The 18,083-nt window shown below is 56.0% G+C and carries 18 protein-coding genes; 9 read left to right on the forward strand and 9 right to left on the reverse strand.

Features of this window, described 5'->3' with window-relative positions; genetic code table 11:
* The 5 genes from Q0239_RS14375 to Q0239_RS14395 all read left to right on the forward strand — a co-directional run.
* On the forward strand, nucleotides 1–517 hold a 517-nt coding region (locus Q0239_RS14375; protein ID WP_298604050.1), incomplete at its 5' end, for a hypothetical protein.
* Between the two features lie 365 nt (nucleotides 518–882).
* A complete protein-coding gene (locus Q0239_RS14380) occupies nucleotides 883–1,797 on the forward strand; it encodes a LysR family transcriptional regulator (protein ID WP_298604052.1) in 915 nt (304 codons plus the stop codon).
* 455 nt (nucleotides 1,798–2,252) lie between these two features.
* Nucleotides 2,253–3,077, forward strand: coding sequence for a DUF4189 domain-containing protein (locus Q0239_RS14385; RefSeq protein WP_298604054.1), 825 nt, complete (start codon nucleotides 2,253–2,255; stop codon nucleotides 3,075–3,077).
* A gap of 570 nt (nucleotides 3,078–3,647) precedes the next feature.
* The gene (locus tag Q0239_RS14390; RefSeq protein WP_298604056.1) at nucleotides 3,648–3,977 is read left to right on the forward strand and encodes a type II toxin-antitoxin system RelE/ParE family toxin; all 330 of its coding nucleotides are present in this window, start codon (nucleotides 3,648–3,650) and stop codon (nucleotides 3,975–3,977) included.
* A gap of 55 nt (nucleotides 3,978–4,032) precedes the next feature.
* On the forward strand, nucleotides 4,033–4,323 hold the full coding sequence (locus Q0239_RS14395; protein WP_298604058.1) for a transcriptional regulator: 291 nt from the start codon (nucleotides 4,033–4,035) through the stop codon (nucleotides 4,321–4,323).
* 82 nt (nucleotides 4,324–4,405) lie between these two features.
* On the opposite strand, the gene Q0239_RS14400 is transcribed toward Q0239_RS14395, so the two are convergent.
* The 3 genes from Q0239_RS14400 to lepA all read right to left on the reverse strand — a co-directional run bounded on the left by Q0239_RS14400 (nucleotide 4,406) and on the right by lepA (nucleotide 8,768).
* Nucleotides 4,406–5,464, reverse strand: coding sequence for a ParA family protein (locus Q0239_RS14400; RefSeq protein ID WP_298604060.1), 1,059 nt, complete (start codon nucleotides 5,462–5,464; stop codon nucleotides 4,406–4,408).
* A gap of 163 nt (nucleotides 5,465–5,627) precedes the next feature.
* Nucleotides 5,628–6,638: a P63C domain-containing protein gene (locus tag Q0239_RS14405; RefSeq protein ID WP_298604062.1), complete on the reverse strand. Its 1,011-nt coding sequence runs from the start codon at nucleotides 6,636–6,638 to the stop codon at nucleotides 5,628–5,630.
* A 312-nt stretch (nucleotides 6,639–6,950) separates the two neighbouring features.
* On the reverse strand, nucleotides 6,951–8,768 hold the full coding sequence (lepA, locus tag Q0239_RS14410; RefSeq protein ID WP_298604064.1) for a translation elongation factor 4: 1,818 nt from the start codon (nucleotides 8,766–8,768) through the stop codon (nucleotides 6,951–6,953).
* Between the two features lie 91 nt (nucleotides 8,769–8,859).
* On the opposite strand from lepA, the gene Q0239_RS14415 reads away from it, so the two are divergent.
* Entirely contained in the window at nucleotides 8,860–10,728 is a 1,869-nt protein-coding gene (locus Q0239_RS14415; protein WP_298604066.1) for an ABC-F family ATP-binding cassette domain-containing protein, read from the forward strand.
* Here Q0239_RS14415 and Q0239_RS14420 read toward each other — a convergent pair.
* From Q0239_RS14420 to Q0239_RS14435, 4 genes are read right to left on the reverse strand one after another with little or no spacing between them, the layout of a single operon-like run.
* The gene (locus Q0239_RS14420) at nucleotides 10,725–10,913 is read right to left on the reverse strand and encodes a DUF1289 domain-containing protein (protein WP_298604068.1); all 189 of its coding nucleotides are present in this window, start codon (nucleotides 10,911–10,913) and stop codon (nucleotides 10,725–10,727) included. The genes Q0239_RS14415 and Q0239_RS14420 overlap by 4 nt on opposite strands.
* The gene (locus Q0239_RS14425) at nucleotides 10,914–11,441 is read right to left on the reverse strand and encodes an AAA family ATPase (protein WP_298604070.1); all 528 of its coding nucleotides are present in this window, start codon (nucleotides 11,439–11,441) and stop codon (nucleotides 10,914–10,916) included.
* Nucleotides 11,438–12,001: a nicotinamide riboside transporter PnuC gene (pnuC, locus tag Q0239_RS14430; RefSeq protein ID WP_298604072.1), complete on the reverse strand. Its 564-nt coding sequence runs from the start codon at nucleotides 11,999–12,001 to the stop codon at nucleotides 11,438–11,440. Before pnuC ends, Q0239_RS14425 begins: the two co-directional genes overlap by 4 nt.
* Nucleotides 11,998–12,915 (reverse strand): alpha/beta fold hydrolase, encoded by a 918-nt coding sequence (locus Q0239_RS14435; RefSeq protein ID WP_298604074.1) that lies wholly within the window; start codon nucleotides 12,913–12,915, stop codon nucleotides 11,998–12,000. The genes pnuC and Q0239_RS14435 overlap by 4 nt, the downstream gene beginning before the upstream one ends.
* Nucleotides 12,916–13,056: 141 nt before the next feature.
* Here Q0239_RS14435 and Q0239_RS14440 point away from each other — a divergent pair, with 141 nt between their 5' ends.
* Together Q0239_RS14440 and Q0239_RS14445 are read left to right on the forward strand one after the other, a co-directional pair.
* The gene (locus Q0239_RS14440; RefSeq protein WP_298604076.1) at nucleotides 13,057–14,796 is read left to right on the forward strand and encodes an alpha/beta fold hydrolase; all 1,740 of its coding nucleotides are present in this window, start codon (nucleotides 13,057–13,059) and stop codon (nucleotides 14,794–14,796) included.
* An 81-nt stretch (nucleotides 14,797–14,877) separates the two neighbouring features.
* Nucleotides 14,878–15,711, forward strand: a complete 834-nt coding sequence (locus Q0239_RS14445; RefSeq protein WP_298604078.1) for an alpha/beta fold hydrolase — start codon at nucleotides 14,878–14,880, stop codon at nucleotides 15,709–15,711.
* Here Q0239_RS14445 and Q0239_RS14450 read toward each other — a convergent pair.
* Nucleotides 15,708–16,445 carry a class I SAM-dependent methyltransferase gene (locus Q0239_RS14450; RefSeq protein ID WP_298604080.1) on the reverse strand — a complete coding sequence of 246 codons (738 nt, stop codon included), beginning with the start codon at nucleotides 16,443–16,445 and terminating at the stop codon, nucleotides 15,708–15,710. The genes Q0239_RS14445 and Q0239_RS14450 overlap by 4 nt on opposite strands.
* 145 nt (nucleotides 16,446–16,590) lie before the next feature.
* Here Q0239_RS14450 and Q0239_RS14455 point away from each other — a divergent pair, with 145 nt between their 5' ends.
* The gene (locus tag Q0239_RS14455; protein ID WP_298604082.1) at nucleotides 16,591–17,898 is read left to right on the forward strand and encodes an FAD-dependent oxidoreductase; all 1,308 of its coding nucleotides are present in this window, start codon (nucleotides 16,591–16,593) and stop codon (nucleotides 17,896–17,898) included.
* Nucleotides 17,899–17,901: 3 nt separating this feature from the next.
* Here Q0239_RS14455 and Q0239_RS14460 read toward each other — a convergent pair.
* Nucleotides 17,902–18,083, reverse strand: a 182-nt coding sequence (locus Q0239_RS14460) for a DUF445 family protein (RefSeq protein ID WP_298604084.1), incomplete at its 5' end; no start/stop codon positions are given.

The raw sequence follows: 18,083 nt of genomic DNA on the forward strand, positions 1-18,083 counted from the left end.
GGGGGAGGATCGGGCCGCCAAGGCGCCCCGGGCGGAAGCTCCCCCCCCCGCCCCCGCCGCACCCACTGCCAGCGCTGCGCCTGTGCCAATTCCGGGTGGGCCGATGAGCAAGGAAGACATGGCCAAGGCCGTCTGCATCTTCACACCCGAAGAGGTGACGGCAGCGATGGGCTTTGCCGTCGAAGCCGGCAAGCCGGAGCTTGAATATGCAAGCAGCGGGATGGCTGGATGCGTGTACAAGGGCAAGGACAACGACCTGCGCGTCAACATGATCTGGACTGACCCCGTCTATTACGCCCAGACCCGCGCCAACCCCACAATGATGCGTGCTGGAAAGCTTGAAAAGCTGCCCGGCGATCCCGACGTAGCGTTCATGCAGTATCAGGATGCCGGGATCGGCGGGGCGCTGCATTATCTGCGCCGCAATATCATGGTTGAGGTGCGCCCGATGAGCTGGATGGACAGCAGCAACGAGGCGATGAAGGCGAAGCTGCTCAAACTCCCGCGTCGGCCTTAACCACAGCCGCTCCCCAAAAAGGAAGAGCCCGGTGTAGGGGGCACCGGGCTCATCTTTTTCCTAGGGGAGAGGAAAGGGGGTTTCGCGTCATTCCTTACAGCGCCCCGACCAGTCCGGCTTGCCCGGTAAGGGTCGCGAGTGCGAAGAGAAAGGTCGATGCCGAGGCAAAAACGGCGGCAACGGCGGAACGCAGGCGATAGTCATAAGTCATTGTCTTTTCCTTTTATGCTCTTGTTCTTCAGGAAACTTAGGGGAGAGGGTGTTTTCCTGATAGCCACTAGATAGGCCTTTGCTTCGCGGGGTGTGAGCATTTCTTTCGGCGAACGGTTATTCAAAAATGAATAGCCTGATGCTATATGGGGTGCATGTTCGATTGGAACGACCTGCGCTTCTTCCTCGCCGTGGCCCGCACGGGCAGCACGCTCGCGGCGGGGCGCAGCCTGAAGGTCGCGCAGGCGACGGTATCGCGCCGCATCACCATGCTCGAGGATGGTTTTGGTTTTTTGCTCTTCGTGCGCAGCCCCAGCGGCTATACGCTATCGGTGCGCGGCCAAGCTATGCTCCCCCATGCCGAAGCGGTCGAGCGTGAGGTGGAGGCCTTGCAAAACAGCGTCGCCGCCGAAGGGCGTCGCCTGAGTGGCACCGTGCGCCTCACCACCGTCGAATCCGCCGCCAATGTCTGGCTGATGCCCGCCATCGCCGCCTTCCGCGCCAAGCACCCCGCCGTGGTCGCGGAAATCATCGTTGACGACCGCGCCCTCGATATCGCGCGGGGGGAGGCGGATATCGCGATCCGTTTCGGCACCCCCCCGCAGGACGAAAGCCTCGTCATCCGCCGCGTGGTCGAACTTCACGAAAGCGTCTATGTCCACCGTGATATGGCCGAGCAGCTCGGCATGCCCAACAGCTATGACGGGCTGACGCGCTTCCCCTTCATCAGCTTTGCCGGCCCCGGCGTGGGGCAGATCGAACGCTGGATCGACGGCCTCGGCCCCGAAATGCAGATCGTCCACCGCGCCAACACGCTTTCCGCCGTCATCTCCGCGGCAAGGGCAGGGATGGGCGCGGCGGTGATGCACTGCCTGATCGGCGATACGCCCAGTAGCCTCGTCCGCCTCTTCCCGCCGATCCCCGAACTCACCACCCCCGGCTGGCTGGTGACGAGCGCCGCCGCGCGCCAGCAACCGCATGTCCGCGCCTTGCTCGACCATATCGGCGATTTCATCCGCGCCTCGGTCGCCGAGACGGAGGCCCGCTACCGCATAGCCGACGCCGCCTGACTCCCCTCCTCTTCAGGGGAGGGGCAGCGAGACTTAGGAGCGTAGCGAGTTTGTCGTAGCGGGGTGGGTCTATAGGCCTTGCGTAACGCTGACAGACCCCACCCCAACCCCTCCCCGGAGCCGAAGGCCACCAGAGGTGACCGGGAGGGCCTTAACCCGCTCCACCCGCTCCCCCCAAAAAACCGCTGTCCTACGCACCCCGCGCCGACACCCTACATTCGCCTCGCATTGTCCGCTCGCGGTGCCCCCTGCTTAGTCCAATTGATATTGTGTCCCCGGAACTCACCGCTGTCGAATGAAGGCTTGTAGGCCCTGTGTACTGGTACGACATTCGTGTTGTGATGTTGAACGGTTATGTGTTTCTCTTGGATGAGTTTTTTTGCCCGATTGAATCGGATGAAAGGTGAGACGCTTCCATGTTGTGCCACGCAATCCCCTCACTCCTTGACTGCTTAGTGAGCCGTCGCTTCGTTAAACAAAGCACTTTTGCTGTCGGTCTTATTCTATTGTTTTCTCTATTCGCGCCGCAAAGCGCTTTTGCAGAAGGCAATTGCCCGCCGGGAATGTACCCTATTGGTGGTCAGGGTGTTCAGGGTTGCGCCCCTATGGGGGAACCTACAGATTCGCATAGAGACTATAAAGATATGGTTCGCAAAGAACAAGAAGCGCATGACCGGGCTGTGGACAAACTATATAAAAAAATGTTGCCCAAAAAAGTGGTAGAGGTTGACAGTTATAGTGCTTTGGTTTGGCATCCGGCTGCCAATGATTACTGGGCTATTTGGAACAGCAATACTTCGGAAGCCTTTGCCAAAGAGCGCGCGCTTGACTATTGTACAAAGGCAATGGGATCAGGCTGTGCGGTGGCTGTCAGCGGCAAAAGCTTGTCGATGGCGATTGCCATGGTCGATGGCATGATTTCCGAAGTGTCATGGGATCTGGATTTCAACACCGCAATGGTGGCTGTCATGAAGCAGTGCGAAACCAAATGGGGTGCCGACCGTTGCTCACTCTTTAAAGGAATGAAGGCCACCAAAGTGGCAAATATGCACGTGGATTTTCTGGATGGCCATGTGCCCAATGCCGAACAAGCCATTCGCTATAAAAAGAGTACGAAGACTCTTAAGCGTTCAGTTGAACCAGCCGCGAACTACATCAACAAAGGCAATATGGAAAAAGAATTTAAGAATTTTATCGTAAAATGGGATCAGAAAATTCGGCAAACGGCACCAAGAACCCAAGAGGAAATGGAAGCTGAGAGAGCGTCAAGGGTAAGGTAAGTAAAGAAGGCTGAAAATCACGGCCTAAATTACGCGGCCTTGGGGAGTTCGCCCCGCATGGCGGCCCGTGGACGACAGCGGTCAGCCGCGCGCTGGAGGATGCCCGCCACGCCGCATGGGCACAGGCAAGCGCCGAGGCCCTAAACGCCTACAACCGCGCGGCGGAGGAGCCGGTCGTCGACCCGACCGAGCTGGGCCCCGCGCCGGAAGCTTATATCCGGCCCAAGACGCCCTGGTATCTGACCGAGGAAGACCACGCCGCCGACCACGCCGCCCATGTGCGCGCGATGCGGAGTGAAGGAGACAATTGGCGCCAACGCGTCGCGCGGGAAGAAGAATGGCGCGCCGGGCGACGGACGGAAAGCGAGGCGCCGGGGGAAGGGGATACGTATTTGCCTGGGGGGTGATGTTTCTCCCCTCCCGCTTGCGGGGAGCCGGAGGCGTTGCGGAGCAACAGCGGCGGGGGAGGGCCAGTAAGCCGAAGAGGTTGTGGACAGATTTTGTAATACGGCAATGCCGTATAAAACCAGCTTGTCATAAATACGGCAATGCCGTATATCTGCCGTCGCTATGCAGACCGTTGTCGAAACCGATGCCTATTTGCGCGACGCCAAAGACGCGGGGATGAGCGACGACGAACGGACTGCAGCAGTTGATCTGGTGGCAGCCAACCCCGAAACAGGGGATGTAATGCAGGGAACCGGTGGCGTTCGCAAGGTGCGGCTTGCCGGTAAAGGCAAAGGCAAGTCAGGCGGCTATCGGATCATCTATTATTTCGGTGGAGGCGATATCCCGGTGTACCTGCTCACCGTGTTCGGCAAAGGCGAAAAAGCAAATCTGACGCAGGGCGAAAGAAACGCCCTGCGGTCTATAACGGCAATTTTGAAAGGAGAGTCTTGATAGCTCGCGGGGGTTCGCTTCCCTCGTCTACCACGAGCCGGCAAGGACAGGATATATGACCAAAGCTTTTGACAAGATCGCGGCCGGACTGGCCGATGCCATCGCCTTTGCACAGGGCGATACTTCCCGAGGCCGTGTTGCGGCCGGACCCGACGTCAAGGCCATCCGCGCCAAGACCAAGCTAAGCCAGGCAGGCTTCGCCGCCAAGCTGCGCGTGCCCGTGGGCACCGTGCGCGTTTGGAAACAACGCCGCCGCTCCCCCGATGCTCCTGCGAGGACATTGCTGGGGATGGTGGACGCTGATCCTAAGGCGGCTTTGGCTTTGATTGAGAAAGGGATGGGGTGAGTTTGGAGAAAAGTGAACTATCGATCCACCTCTGCCGTAATCCAACCCCGTAATACAAATCGAATTAAACTGATTAATTTTCTTATTCGATAGATGCGACAAAATCGCGGATATTAGGAAGTTGCTTATCAAGTTGAGATTGGTTGACCTGAACCTGACGCCCTGCAAAGTTTTTCGTACCTGCGGTCAAACGGCAAATTGGTATTCCCAAAGCGCCTGAAACAACAGAAGCTGTGTTCGCATCATTTATTTGTGCTTCAAACATGGCCCTAAAGCCGGTTCTGGACGTAGGAGCAGGATTTCCGTTTGGATGAACGCAGAAATTGGATGGATCAGCCTGCCAAACTCGAAAGACCTCACCAAAAATTTCTAACACGACTGTTCTGAATGCGCTTGCTGAGCTGTTGTTCATTTGGGTCAGCCTATTGCCAACATATGAGTATATTTGTGGCAAAGCCATCCGATAACGCTCGATATTCCTGAAAAATTCCGATTGCGACTGTCCTGGACGCCGCAATACGCCATAAACTAGCGAAAGAACTGAGCGCACGGCGCGCTTTGATGATCCATCGGCGGAAAAAGGCAATATTAGCCTATCGGACGCAGCGATTGCTAACTCGGTATATATCGTAAAGCTTGGATTGCAGTCGATGAAAACTGTAATATTCTCTTGGTTCCATGAATGCTTAACATCGTCGATTAAATCTGAAATCCAGGTGTGCACGATCCGCCATGAATCTGCTGGACCTGCTGAACATGCAAGGCGAATTCCAGCTGCCTGCATTTCCAGTTCTTCGTCTCCACATACCAAAAATAGGTTTCGAGGCACCCAGGCATTAAGACTATGAATCTGAGTCAGATAATTAGCTCCCGAATTCGTATTTACGTACGGGCTCACTATACGGTCGGCAATATACCCCGAAATTGTGCGAGGTGGAGTCATACCGGATAACACTTCTAAGTTGCGTTCACCCGCTTCAATGCCACCGAGCAACATGCTGGAGGAATTTGCTTGAGGACACATATCAACTACAAGCACATTTTCATTCGGATGAGTCCTAGCATACTCACAAGCTATCTGAAATGTCAGATAGCTTTTTCCAACTCCCCCTTTGTTATTCCAGATCGCATAAACCGACATTTTCCAACCAATCCATTGTAGCTCAAACGGTCGAAATGAACCGTGCCATTTCCTCGTTCACGCATATGGCATATTGCTACATGTTACTGGTAATATTTTTTCACGTGGATGCGTCGCTTCACGTCAAAGGAATTCTGTAGCCAGAAATTTGCTGTACGTTGGGCTAAAACCCACGCCCAGTATCCTGCATGAATTCAAACGAAAGATTCTCGTGGTAGGCCGGATGTCTGCGATCCAACTTTCCTATAAAGTCTGCGTATGAATCGCTCAGAGCCATGATGGTCGTAACGGAAGCAATATGCTCCCGCAGTTTAGGGTGGCCATGTTCTTGGGTCAGTTTTTGATGCAGATTGCCTTTACGCCGACCGGAAGGTGCTTTCGGTGAAGTTTTTTTAATTTCGTCTAGTATGCCTGGAGCCAATCGTCTGTAAATGATGTCGTTGGTTAAGTGACCAAAATACTGCGGTCGTTTTACACTGTCCTTTTGATAGTCAAGTCCACGAAGCCGGAACAATTGTTGATAGAATTCGTTACCAAATGTATAGACCCAAGGCTGAAGTTCTTTAGCAATGTAAGTTTCTAAAATCTTAGCTAATGCATTAGCTGCGCGGGTGTGCTGGTATCCCGTTGCCTCATCGATCAACCCGATTATGCCTACTCGAGTAAGTCCGCGACTTAACAATCGGCACGCGTCAGCAATGTGAGTTTGATTTTTTCGCAGTTTACCTGCGCGCTCGGCGTCTGCAAAAATGTCGCATACGTCAGGTAGCAGTTCTGCTCGATATCCGATCATTTGAACATCGCCGTCAGTAAATAAGATCGGCTTCGAATTTGCCTCCAAATCACTCGGAAAGAACGGTTTGAGATTGTCGGCAGTTAAAAATACAGGGATCTGAAATTCTTCGTCAAATCGTCGTCCACCTTTAACTTTGCCAGTACGTCCAATGGCTTTTACGAAGCTAGCACGTGCAAGCACACGGGATTCATCGTCAAGCACATAGCATTGCATCTCGGCGTTACCGATTTTGACAATTCCCTCACGGCTCACTGCTTCTCGTAGATTGCCCCATTTTGCGGCAGCAGCAGCTCGAGCGATTTCTGATCGGCGTTCGGGTGTCATGTTTGCCGACCGAGCTTTTGCCGCGGCTACTTTGAGGGGGTCTTTTTCAGCCATTCCAACATCCTTGCTTGCACTTCAGTCATGCATGCATAATGCATGCGCTATAAAAATGCAAGCATCGGATGATCGAGTTAGCTTTTCGAAAAGGAATTCTGGCTTTGGGGGGCGGTGGTCTTAAGGCGTCCTGACGTCGCGTCCGACCTTATATGTCGCAATAAACCTTTGGATAAGCTCAAGACGACTGGACAGTTGAACTATTTCTGACCGCTCCGAAACGCAGCATTAACGGCCTCCTGAGGAATAGTCACTGACCCATATTGACCTACGATCGCCTGCCGGCTCCCCGCATCCGCGAGAGAATAGGGTCTACTCTTCGCCCATCCGGAGTGCGGCGATGAAGGCCTCCTGCGGTATCGAGACCGATCCATACTCCCGCATCCGCGCCTTGCCCTTCTTCTGCTTTTCCAGCAGCTTTTTCTTGCGCGTGATGTCTCCGCCATAGCATTTCGCTGTCACATCCTTGCGCAGCGCGGCGATGGTTTCGCGGGCGATGATCTTGCCGCCAATCGCCGCCTGGATCGGGATTTTGAACAGATGGCGGGGGATCAGGTCTTTCAGGCGCTCGCACATGCCGCGGCCGCGCGCTTCGGCGGTGCTGCGGTGCACGATCATGCTCAGCGCGTCGACCGGATCGCCGTTGACCATGATGCTCATCTTCACAAGGTCTCCCTCGCGGTGGCCGATCTGGTGATAATCGAAAGACGCGTAACCCCTTGAAATACTTTTCAAACGATCATAAAAATCGAAGACAACTTCATTCAATGGCAGTTCGTAGACGATCTGCGCGCGGCCGCCAACATAGGTCAGTTGTTTCTGGATGCCGCGCCTGTCCTGGCACAGCTTCAGGATCGAACCCAGATATTCGTCGGGGCAGTAAATCGTCGCCTCGATCCACGGCTCCTGAATTTCCTCGATGCGGTTGACATCGGGCATATCCGCCGGGTTGTGCAGCTCCATCTCGCGCGCATCATCGGTCTTGCTGCGGCCGAGTTTCAGCTTGTAGACCACCGATGGCGCGGTGGTGATCAGATCCAGATCATATTCGCGGGAGAGGCGCTCCTGAATGATTTCGAGGTGGAGGAGGCCCAGAAAGCCGCAGCGAAAGCCAAAGCCCAGGGCGGCGCTGGTTTCCATTTCAAAGCTGAAGCTCGCATCGTTGAGGCGCAGCTTGCTGATGCTTTCACGGAGCTTCTCAAAATCCGCCGCGTCGGTGGGAAAGAGGCCGCAGAACACCACCGGCTGCACTTCCTTAAAGCCGGGCAGGGGCTCGTCAGCGGGGCGCTTTGCATCGGTGATGGTATCGCCGACGCGGGTTTGCGCGACTTCCTTGATTTGGGCTGTAATAAAGCCGACTTCGCCGGGGCCGAGTTCGTCGAGTATCTCGATCTTGGGCCGCATGCAGCCGACGCGATCGATCAGGTGGGTGGTGCCCGCCTGCATGAATTTGACGCTCTGGCCCTTTTTGATCGCGCCATCGATGACGCGCACCAGGATGACGACACCCAGATAGGGGTCGTACCAGCTATCTACCAGCATGGCTTTGAGCGGCGCGTTGCGATCGCCCTTTGGTGGCGGGATGCGGGTGACGATGCTTTCGAGGACTTCGGCGATACCGATGCCCGATTTGGCGCTCGTTAGGACGGCGTCGTCGGCGGGCAGGCCGATGATTTCCTCAATCTCTGCCTTCACCTTGTCCACATCGGCGGCGGGCAGATCGATTTTGTTGATGACGGGCACGATTTCATGGTCATGCTCTATGCTCTGGTAGACATTGGCGAGCGTTTGGGCCTCTACCCCCTGCGCGGCGTCGACCACGAGCAATGCACCTTCGCACGCGGCCAGGGAGCGGCTGACTTCATAGGCGAAATCGACATGGCCCGGCGTGTCCATCAGGTTCAGCTCATATTTCTGGCCATCCTGCGCGGTGTAATCCAGCCGCACCGTCTGCGCCTTGATGGTGATCCCGCGTTCCTTCTCAATGTCCATATTATCGAGGACTTGGGCTGACATTTCGCGCTCGGAAAGGCCACCGGTATGCTGGATTAATCGGTCCGCCAGCGTCGACTTGCCGTGGTCAATATGCGCGATAATGCTAAAATTTCGGATGTGGGACAATTCGGTCATGCGCGCGCCTCTAGCAGCGCCGGACAATCCCCACAAGGCAGCGCAATCGCTGCATGACAGCCGACATCACCTCTGCTAGGCGCGCGCCATCATGCTCAACCTGAACGGCATCACCGTGCGCCTTGGCGGACGCACTATCCTCGACCGCGCCACCGCCGCGCTGCCGCCTTATGGCCGCATCGGTTTGATCGGGCGCAACGGTGCGGGCAAGTCGACACTGATGAAGGTGATGATCGGCTCGCTGGAGGCGGACGATGGCAGCCTCGAAATGCCCAAGGGCACGCGCATCGGCTATATCGCGCAGGAGGCTCCAGCAGGTACTGCGACGCCGTTTGAAACGGTGCTGGCGGCGGACACCGAGCGTGCTGCATTGATGATCGAAAGTGAGCAGGAAGGGCTTGACCCGGATCGCATGGCGGAGGTGCACGAACGACTGATTGCCATAGACGCCTATACTGCACCGGCACGCGCTTCGCGCATATTGGTTGGCCTAGGCTTTGATGAAGAGATGCAAGGGCAACCGCTGGACAGCTTTTCCGGTGGCTGGAAAATGCGTGTTGCTCTGGCGTCGCTTTTGTTCTCCCAACCGGACCTGTTGCTGCTCGACGAACCGTCGAACCACCTCGATCTGGAAGCTACACTTTGGCTCGAGAACTTCCTCAAAAATTATCCCGCCATGATGGTGGTGATCAGCCACGAGCGCGATCTGCTCAATAATGTCGTCGACCACATCCTGCACCTCGAAGGCGGGCAGGTGACGCTTTACAGCGGCGGCTATGACAGTTTCGAACGCCAGCGCGCCGAGCGCGCTGCCCAGCTGGCAGCGGCCAAGGCAGCGCAGGATGCGCAGCGCGCGAAGCTGCAGGACTATATCGCTCGCAATTCCGCCCGTGCCTCTACAGCGAAACAGGCACAGAGCCGCGCCAAAGCGCTGGCCAAGATGCAGCCGGTGCAGGCGATGGTCGACGATCCGACCTTGAGTTTCGATTTTCCAAGCCCTGACGAGTTGAAACCACCGCTGGTCTCGCTCGATCTGGCCAGTGTCGGCTACAGCCCGGGCAACCCGGTGCTACAGCGGCTGAACTTGCGTATCGACCCCGACGATCGGATCGCGCTGTTGGGCCGCAACGGTAATGGCAAAACGACGTTGGCCCGATTGCTCGCCGCGCAACTGACGCCGATGGAGGGAGCGATGAACGCATCGGGCAAGATGCGCGTCGGTTATTTCACGCAATATCAGGTCGAGGAGCTGGACGGCGATGATACGCCGCTGGAACATATGACCCGCCAAATGAAAGGCGCGACGCTAGGTGCAGTTCGCGCACAGCTGGGTCGGTTCGGTTTTTCAGGTCCGAAGGCGACAACCAAGGTTGGAAAGCTTTCGGGTGGAGAACGCGCGCGCTTGGCGCTGGCGCTGATTACACGTGAAGCGCCGCATATGCTGATCCTCGACGAACCGACCAACCACTTGGACGTCGATGCGCGCGAAGCATTGGTGCAGGCTTTAAACGAATATGCTGGTACAGTCGTGCTGGTCAGCCACGACCGGCACATGCTCGAGCTGACGGCGGACAGGTTGGTGCTGGTCGACGGCGGGACGGCGAAGGAATTTGCCGGTTCGATCGAGGATTATACCGACTTTATTTTGGGTAAGGGCCCAGCGAAGGAAAAGCCCTCCAAGGCTGACCGGAAGGAAGACAAGAAGGTCGCGGCCGCGGCGCGTGAAGCGCAGGCAAAGCTGAAACGCGAGGTCAACGATGCTGAGGCGGATCTGGCCAAGCTGGAAGTCGTGCTGTCCGCGATTGATAAGGCGATGTTCGATCCGCAATCTGCATCAAGCGAATATAAAGACCTGACAATGGGCGAATTGTCGCAACGGCGCGGAAAGATTTTAGCCGCGCAAGAAGCGGCGGAAGCACGGTGGATATCAGCTAGCGAGGCTTTGGAAAAGTTGGCCTAGTCCGCAAGTTTTTGGTTCAGGCGCACTAATCGATTGGGCAGTTCCGCCAGAATTTCTTGCCTCTGCGTGTGACTTGCGCCTTGCCAGCCAGAAATTTCATCCAATGTCCGGCCGCAGCCAAGGCACCATTGGCCCGTTGGATCGAGGGTGCAAATCTTGATGCAAGGCGATGCAATGTCAACCATTCAATTGGCCAGAACTTTGTGAATTGCGTCGAGCGCGGCGTAAAAACGTGCATCGCCAATTCCGCGAACCAAAGCATAACGGACACCACGCGCGTCCAGTTCCGATTTGCACAATTCAAAGAAGTGCTGCCGTTCCTCCGTCTTCGCATAAACGCGTAAACCATCGTCGACAAAGGGCAGATCGATATCGAGCAGGAGGTATAGGTCGGCATAGCCGGTGAAACCTGTAAACCAACGATCGCTTTGCCCGAACATCATCTGCGCCCAGACTTCTGTAATCAACGGATCAGTATCGAACAGCACTAACGGGGCGTGCAACTCCGCCGCCCTTACCGCCGCAGCGCGGTTCATCGCATCCTGCGCTTCGGCAATATGCACCAATTCGGCCATGCCAATGTCGGTTCCATGCGCCTCGCAATAAGCGCGGCCATATTCCGGGACGACCTCGCAGCCGAAATGCGCCGCAAGCCGCGTGGCCAGCGTCGATTTGCCTGTGCTTTCAGGTCCATGGAGACAAATGCGTTTCATTTCTGCCGCGCCTGCACCTTGCGCCATTCGATCAGTCCAGCAATCGCAAGCACGAGGAACAACGCATACAGCCCGGCGGTCAGGTAAAGCTCTTTGAGAATATAAAGCGGGATGGAAATGATGTTGACCGCAATCCACCAATACCAATTCTCAATCAGCCGCCGTGTCATCAAAATTTGTCCGACGACGGATAGCATCGCTACCGCTGCGTCCCAGAACGGATAGCTGGCGTCGGTGTGATTGGTCATGATCAGACCCCAAGCCAGCGTGGCAAGGATTGACCCTGCAATCCATGCGCCGAATCCGTTTGGGCTGAGTTCTTCGACGACGATTTCGCCAGCATCCGCCTTGTTACGGCTCCAACTCCACCAGCCATAGGCATTAACAGCGATGAAGAAAATCTGCAGCCCGGCATCGCTGTAGAGTTTCGCATCCCGAAAGATGACAAAGTAGAGTGACACCATCGCAATCGCGAATGGATAATTCCATACTGAGCGGCGGATGATGAGGATGATATTGGCGACGCCAAGCAGGACGGCGGCGATTTCGACCGGCGTCATGAAATTGGCGTCTCCAGCCATGCACCAAGCAGGCGATTGACCTCATCCGGCGCGTCTTGTTGCACCCAATGCGAGATTCCGGGCAGACGATGAACCGTAAGGTTGGGCACCCATTCCTCCATCCCGTCTAGAAGGTGGATATCGAGCGCAAGGTCATTCTCGCCCCAGATGACCAAAGTTGGCGTATGAACCATGGCGTCGCCCACCTCGCGCGCCTCTGGATAGCGCACCAGCGCGCGGTAATAGTTGACCATCGACTGCATGGCGCCCGGTTGTTGTGCCGCTTTTGCGTAAATATCCAGATCTTGCGGCGGAAAGCGATCCTTGTTCGCCGCTGTGTTGAAGAATGCCCCGCGCACCGCTTTGGCATCGCTGGCCAACATCATCTTTTCCGGCAGCCAGGGCAGTTGGAAGAAGAAGATGTACCAGCTCTTCTTCTTTTGCCGCCAATATTTCAGTTCACGCTCTGCGCACTTGGGATGCGGTACATTCATGATGACCAGCCGGTCGAGTGGACGTATTTTCTGGATGGCGAAGGTCCACGCGATCACTGCACCCCAATCATGCGCGACGAGCATCACTTCGTCGGCAGGGGCTTCAACTTTGGCCAGATCGATCAATGCAGCCACGTCAGCCATTAGCTGATCCATGCGATAGGCTGGCACGCCTTCCGGTCTGGATGATGCGCCGTAACCGCGCATATTGGGAGCCCAGACCCGCCAGCCCTGCACAGCCAATTCAGGCATCTGGTGCCGCCACGAAAAGTTCAGTTCGGGAAAACCGTGTAGCAGGATCGCAAATTTGCGCGATTGCGGATCGCCTGCTTCTGCCAATTCAAAGCGTTGCCCATTGGCCTCCACGAAGCGCTGGCGGATGCCTGAAGCCGCATCTGGCACCCACGAAAAATTGGTCATTATTATGGTTCCTCCCAGCTCACGGTCGGCATATCGACGCGACCGCAACGCGTCCAGACGAAACGGCAACGATTTTCGCCGATTGACGTTGTTCTCGCGAAGTGCAATTTCTTTGCGTGAGGAAGAGGAGAGGTTGCTCAGATGGCTGAAAAGAAAGCAAAAGCTAAAGCAGGTGGCGGCAAGAAGAAGGGATTGGGCACAATTCCCGAAACCGCATTTGATGCGGCGAACGATGCGACCATGGCTCTTGGGCCCTTGGCCGGTCTTGCGCGCGAAGATTTTGCCGGTGCGATCGGCGTGATGCTGCGTCAGACTGCAGCCAATCCGAATAGTGCGTTCAAGGCGATGTCGGGCCTCACAGAAGATGCAGTGAAAATCATGACCGGCAAGTCCGATCTGGCACCAGATCCCAAAGACAAGCGCTTCATGGATCCGGCCTGGACATTCAATCCGTTCTTCAAGGCGGGTGCGCAATACTATCTGGCGGTTCAAAAGGGCATCAAGGGCTGGATCGAAGATCTCGAGCTTGATGCGCTCGAGCGTGATCGCGCCAATTTCGTCAGCCAGATGGTCATTGATGCGCTTGCACCGACCAATAGCCTTATAGGCAATCCGACCGCGCAGAAGCGTCTTGTGGATTCGGGCGGCCTTAGCCTTATCAAGGGCCTACAGAACGCCTACAACGACATGGTCCACAACGACGGTATGGTCAGTCAGGTTAACAAAAAGCCGTTCAAGCTGGGTGAGAATATTGCGACCACGCCCGGCAAAGTCGTCTACCGCGATGAAATGTTTGAGCTGATCCAGTACACGCCGGCGACCGAGGAGGTTTACGCGATCCCGCAACTCACCATCCCGCCGCAGATCAACAAGATGTACATCAACGATCTGTCGCCGGAAAAGAGCATCATCAAATGGCAGGTCGAGCATGGCTTCCAGACCTTTGTAATCAGCTGGCGCAACCCCACGCACGATCAGGGCGTCTGGGGCATGGGAGACTATATCGAGGCATGCCGCAAGGCCGTCGACGTGGTTTGCGAGATTACCGGCAGCGAAAAGGTCAATGTCTCAGGTGGCTGTTCGGGTGGCCAGACGATGTCGGTTCTCTGCTCGCGCATGGCAGCAGATGGCGATGACCGCATAAACGCAATCACGATGATGGTTTGCGTGCTGGAGCCCAAGCCCGGCGATACCGAAGCCAGCGCACTGGTTTCGCACAATGGCATCACGCTCGCGAAGCAGCGCGCAGCGAAGAAAGGCGTAATTGAAGGCAGCAGCCTCGCACGTGGCTTTGCGTGGCTGAGGCCCAATGATCTGATCTGGAATTATGTCATCAACAACTATCTGCTGGGTGATGACCCGCCAGCATTTGATATCCTCTTCTGGAACGCCGATGCCACCAACCTGTCGGCGAGCCTGCTGGGCGATTTTCTGGAACTGTTTGAGGCCAATGCCTATGCTGCCCCGGGCACATTCGACATTGCAGGTCATACGCTCGATCTGACCAAAGTGAAGGGCGATATGTTCATTCTAGGCGGCACGACCGACCATATCACGCCGTGGCAGGCCTGTTATCGTTCGACGCAGTTATTCGGTGCCAAGAATGTCGAATTTGTGCTGAGTCAGGCGGGTCATATGCAGGCGATTCTCAACCCGCCCGGCAACCCCAAGGCCAAATATTGGCGCAATACCAAGGGCAATCCGCCCGCGGATGTGAAGCAATGGATGAAGGGCGCTGAGGAAAATGCTGGCAGCTGGTGGCCGTTCTGGACCGAATGGCTTGCGGAGCGCTCTGGCAAGAAGGTGAAGGCACCTAGTGGCTGCGGCAGCAAAGCGCATCCGCCGATGGAGAATGCGCCGGGGCTCTATGTGCTAGATTGACGCTTGCGTAAAGCGCGTCGCAGGCTATGCTGCGACGCAACAAAAGACGCCCGCAGCGGCCCGGGCAGCAGGGGAACAAACATGAACAAAAAACGCGAGCCGCGTTTCAGCATGGAGCAAGTTGACGGGCGCAATCTGCGCGTCGCGCACTGGAAGGCTGAGAGCAAAACCGACAAGCTGCCATTGCTGTTCTTCAACGGTATCGGCGCGAATATCGAGGCGATGGCGCCTTTGGCGCATATGCTGCCCGATCGCGATTTCCTGACCTTCGACATGCCAGGTGTCGGCGGCTCTCCAGAGCCAATGGTTCCGTATAACGCATGGATGATGGGCCGGATTTCCGAACAATTGCTCGACCGCTACGACATGGCGCAGGTTGACGTAATGGGCGTCAGCTGGGGCGGGGCAATGGCACAGCAATTCACGCTGCAAAACGGCCCACGCGTCAATCGTTTGATACTGGCTGCAACAACTGCCGGCATGCTTATGGTACCTGGAAACCCCAAAGCGCTGATCAAGATGGCCGACCCGCGTCGCTACATCGATCCCGATTTCATGCGGAAGCATTTCAACACTTTATACGGTGGAACGGATGATGGCTCTGAAGGCCATATTGGCCGTATCAAGCCACCGTCAAAGACTGGCTACTTTTACCAGTTGCTGGCGATGCTTGGCTGGACCAGCGCACCTTTCCTGCCTTTCATGAAGCACGACACGCTGATCATGATGGGTGGCGATGATCAGATTGTGCCGGTCGCCAATGGCCATTTCCTGAAAATGCTGATCCCGAATAGCGAGTTGTTCATCATTGACGACGGCGGGCACCTGTTCATGCTCAGCCATGTAGAGGAAAGCATCACCGCGATGCGTGAATTTCTTGACCGGCCCAAGGTAGCGAAAAAGAAGGCAGCCTAACTGCGCTTCGCAGTTTCCTTGCAGGTCTTGATGGCCGCCGGGGCAGGCGCTTTGCCCTTGCGTTCAAAACGGGCGAAATAGGCGCCGACCTCGGGCCGCTCGGCAAATTCAACCAAGCGGTATCCAACGGCGTCAAACTCGCAAAACAGCAGCTTTGGCGGAATGCCATGCTGTTTGGTCGCGCGGTCACGGTCAACGACAATAACCTGCCCGCCGGCTTTCAGCGCGCTACGCAGCCGCCAGATGAAGGCATAAGGTTCGGTCACCTCATGGTACATGTGCACCATGAAGATGCGGTCGAAACTGTTGGCGGGCAGGCGTGGATCGTCGATGCCACCTTCCTTGATCGCGACATTGTCCAGGCGCTCGCGCGAGATGCGTTCACCCAGACGGTCGAGCGCACCGCGATTGATATCTTGCGCCAGAACTCGCCCTTTAATGCCGACGCGTTCTGCCAGCCGCACTGTATAATAGCCTTCGCCAGCACCGATATCGGCAACCGTCATTCCTGGTTCTATGGCAGCCCAGTTCATCAATTTGGTGGCTTCACCCGCCTCGTCGCGTGCGGCTTCCGTAGAAAATTCTGTGTCACCGGTCTGCGATACGGCGCGATCAGCTTGGGGAAATTGCTGCGAAGTTTCCGGGCGGTCGTCCTGTTCTTCAACCTGTTTGCAAGCCGTTGTTGCGAGCAACAGTGCGGTTGCTGCTAACAGGATTGGAAGTTTTACACTCATAATCGCAGTATTAGGCGGATAAGAAGCGGGGGAAAAGCGCTTTCGGCTGGATGAGCCTGATTGCATTTACATTTTCGCTGCTTATGCTCCGAATCTGGAGAAGAGGCTGACTGAGAAGTTGGCGTGCAAGTGAAGGAGGGAGCGCTTGCGTCACATTGCAATCATTGGGTCAGGCCCCGCAGGTTATTACACCGCCGAAGCCGCGCAGAAACAATTTGGCGATGATGTGCGCGTTGATGTCATCGATAGGCTGCCTGTGCCTTACGGACTTATCCGTTTTGGCGTCGCCCCCGACCACCAGTCAATCAAGGCGGTGTCGCGGCGTTATGAAGGTGTGGCGCTGTCCGAAAATGTGCGCTTCGTCGGCAATGTTATGGTTGGCGAAGATATAGCGATAGACGAACTTCTGGAGATGTACGACGCGGTTATTCTCGCAACTGGAGCGCCCAACGACCGCAATCTCGACATTCCGGGGTCAGACTTGCCTGGCGTCTTTGGAAGTGCGGCATTCGTCGGATGGTATAACGGACACCCTGATTTTGCCGATCTTGAGCCACCCCTTGAGGGAAAGCATGTAGCGATTGTCGGTAACGGCAATGTCGCGCTTGATGTTGCGCGCATCCTTTCCAAAACCCGTGCTGAACTTGGCGGTTCGGATATTGTCAGCCATGCGCTTGACATGCTCCAAACTGCGAATACCGAAGAGGTGACAATCCTTGGCCGTCGCGGACCGCACCAGATTGCGATGACCCCCAAGGAATTGGGCGAACTTGGGCATCTGGATCGCGCCTGCCCTTATGTTGACCGCACGGATTTACCCGACGAGGGTGAAGACATGCTGCTTGAACCAGGCATGCGCAAATCGGTGACCTGCCTGCGCGAATTTGCGGCCATCCCTGAGAGTTATAGGGCGACCAAGCCGATTTCCATTGAATTTGATTTCTTCGCTGCCCCCGTTGCCATTGAGGGGAATGGTAAAGTCGAGAGGATCATTGTCGAGCGCACCGAACTCGACAGCGAATTGCGCAGCCGGGGAACCGGCGAGACTTATGCGCTTGATTGCTCAATGGTTGTTGCCTGTATCGGCTATCAGACACCGTCAATCGAAGGCGTGCCCTATGAGCATGGCCGCGGCCGCTTTGCCAATGTTGAAGGCCGCATCCTTCCGGGGCTATATTGCGTAGGTTGGGCCCGGCGTGGGCCTTCAGGTACAATCGGTACCAACCGGCCCGATGGTTATTTGATCATCGAAGCCGTTGCCGACGATATTGGAGACGGAGCAGGTAAGCAGGGGCGTGCTGCGCTAGATGCGCTACTCGAACAACGCGGCGTTCAAATCGTCAAATTTTCCGATTGGAAGAAGATCGAGGAAGCCGAAATTGCGCGGGCTAGGGAAGGGGCTCCGCGTGAGAAGTTCGTCCGCATAGAAGACATGATCAAAGCGGCGAATTGAACATCAAAGCATTAGCGAAACGGCGTGGATAATGATCCCGGCCAGTCCGCCAACCAACGTGCCATTGATGCGGATGAATTGAAGATCGCTACCAACGGCATTTTCAACGCGGTCGGTGATTGTGCTGGCATTCCATCCACCAATTGTATCTGAGACCAGGCTTACAATCTGGTCGCCATAATTTT

Source organism: uncultured Sphingorhabdus sp. (assembly GCF_937872355.1).
Lineage (GTDB): Bacteria > Pseudomonadota > Alphaproteobacteria > Sphingomonadales > Sphingomonadaceae > Sphingorhabdus_B.

Excerpts from the sequence above, each read along its gene's own strand:
- Q0239_RS14420 (WP_298604068.1), bottom strand. The coding sequence starts at position 10,913 with ATGGTTGACATTGCATCGCCTTGCATCAAGATTTGCACCCTCGATCCA.
- Q0239_RS14435 (WP_298604074.1), bottom strand. The coding sequence starts at position 12,915 with ATGACCAATTTTTCGTGGGTGCCAGATGCGGCTTCAGGCATCCGCCAG.
- Q0239_RS14445 (WP_298604078.1), top strand. The coding sequence starts at position 14,878 with ATGAACAAAAAACGCGAGCCGCGTTTCAGCATGGAGCAAGTTGACGGG.
- Q0239_RS14425 (WP_298604070.1), bottom strand. The coding sequence starts at position 11,441 with ATGAAACGCATTTGTCTCCATGGACCTGAAAGCACAGGCAAATCGACG.
- Q0239_RS14400 (WP_298604060.1), bottom strand. The coding sequence starts at position 5,464 with ATGTCGGTTTATGCGATCTGGAATAACAAAGGGGGAGTTGGAAAAAGC.
- Q0239_RS14450 (WP_298604080.1), bottom strand. The coding sequence starts at position 16,445 with ATGAGTGTAAAACTTCCAATCCTGTTAGCAGCAACCGCACTGTTGCTC.
- Q0239_RS14395 (WP_298604058.1), top strand. The coding sequence starts at position 4,033 with ATGACCAAAGCTTTTGACAAGATCGCGGCCGGACTGGCCGATGCCATC.
- Q0239_RS14405 (WP_298604062.1), bottom strand. The coding sequence starts at position 6,638 with ATGGCTGAAAAAGACCCCCTCAAAGTAGCCGCGGCAAAAGCTCGGTCG.
- pnuC (WP_298604072.1), bottom strand. The coding sequence starts at position 12,001 with ATGACGCCGGTCGAAATCGCCGCCGTCCTGCTTGGCGTCGCCAATATC.
- Q0239_RS14390 (WP_298604056.1), top strand. The coding sequence starts at position 3,648 with ATGCAGACCGTTGTCGAAACCGATGCCTATTTGCGCGACGCCAAAGAC.
- Q0239_RS14415 (WP_298604066.1), top strand. The coding sequence starts at position 8,860 with ATGCTCAACCTGAACGGCATCACCGTGCGCCTTGGCGGACGCACTATC.
- Q0239_RS14440 (WP_298604076.1), top strand. The coding sequence starts at position 13,057 with ATGGCTGAAAAGAAAGCAAAAGCTAAAGCAGGTGGCGGCAAGAAGAAG.
- lepA (WP_298604064.1), bottom strand. The coding sequence starts at position 8,768 with ATGACCGAATTGTCCCACATCCGAAATTTTAGCATTATCGCGCATATT.
- Q0239_RS14380 (WP_298604052.1), top strand. The coding sequence starts at position 883 with ATGTTCGATTGGAACGACCTGCGCTTCTTCCTCGCCGTGGCCCGCACG.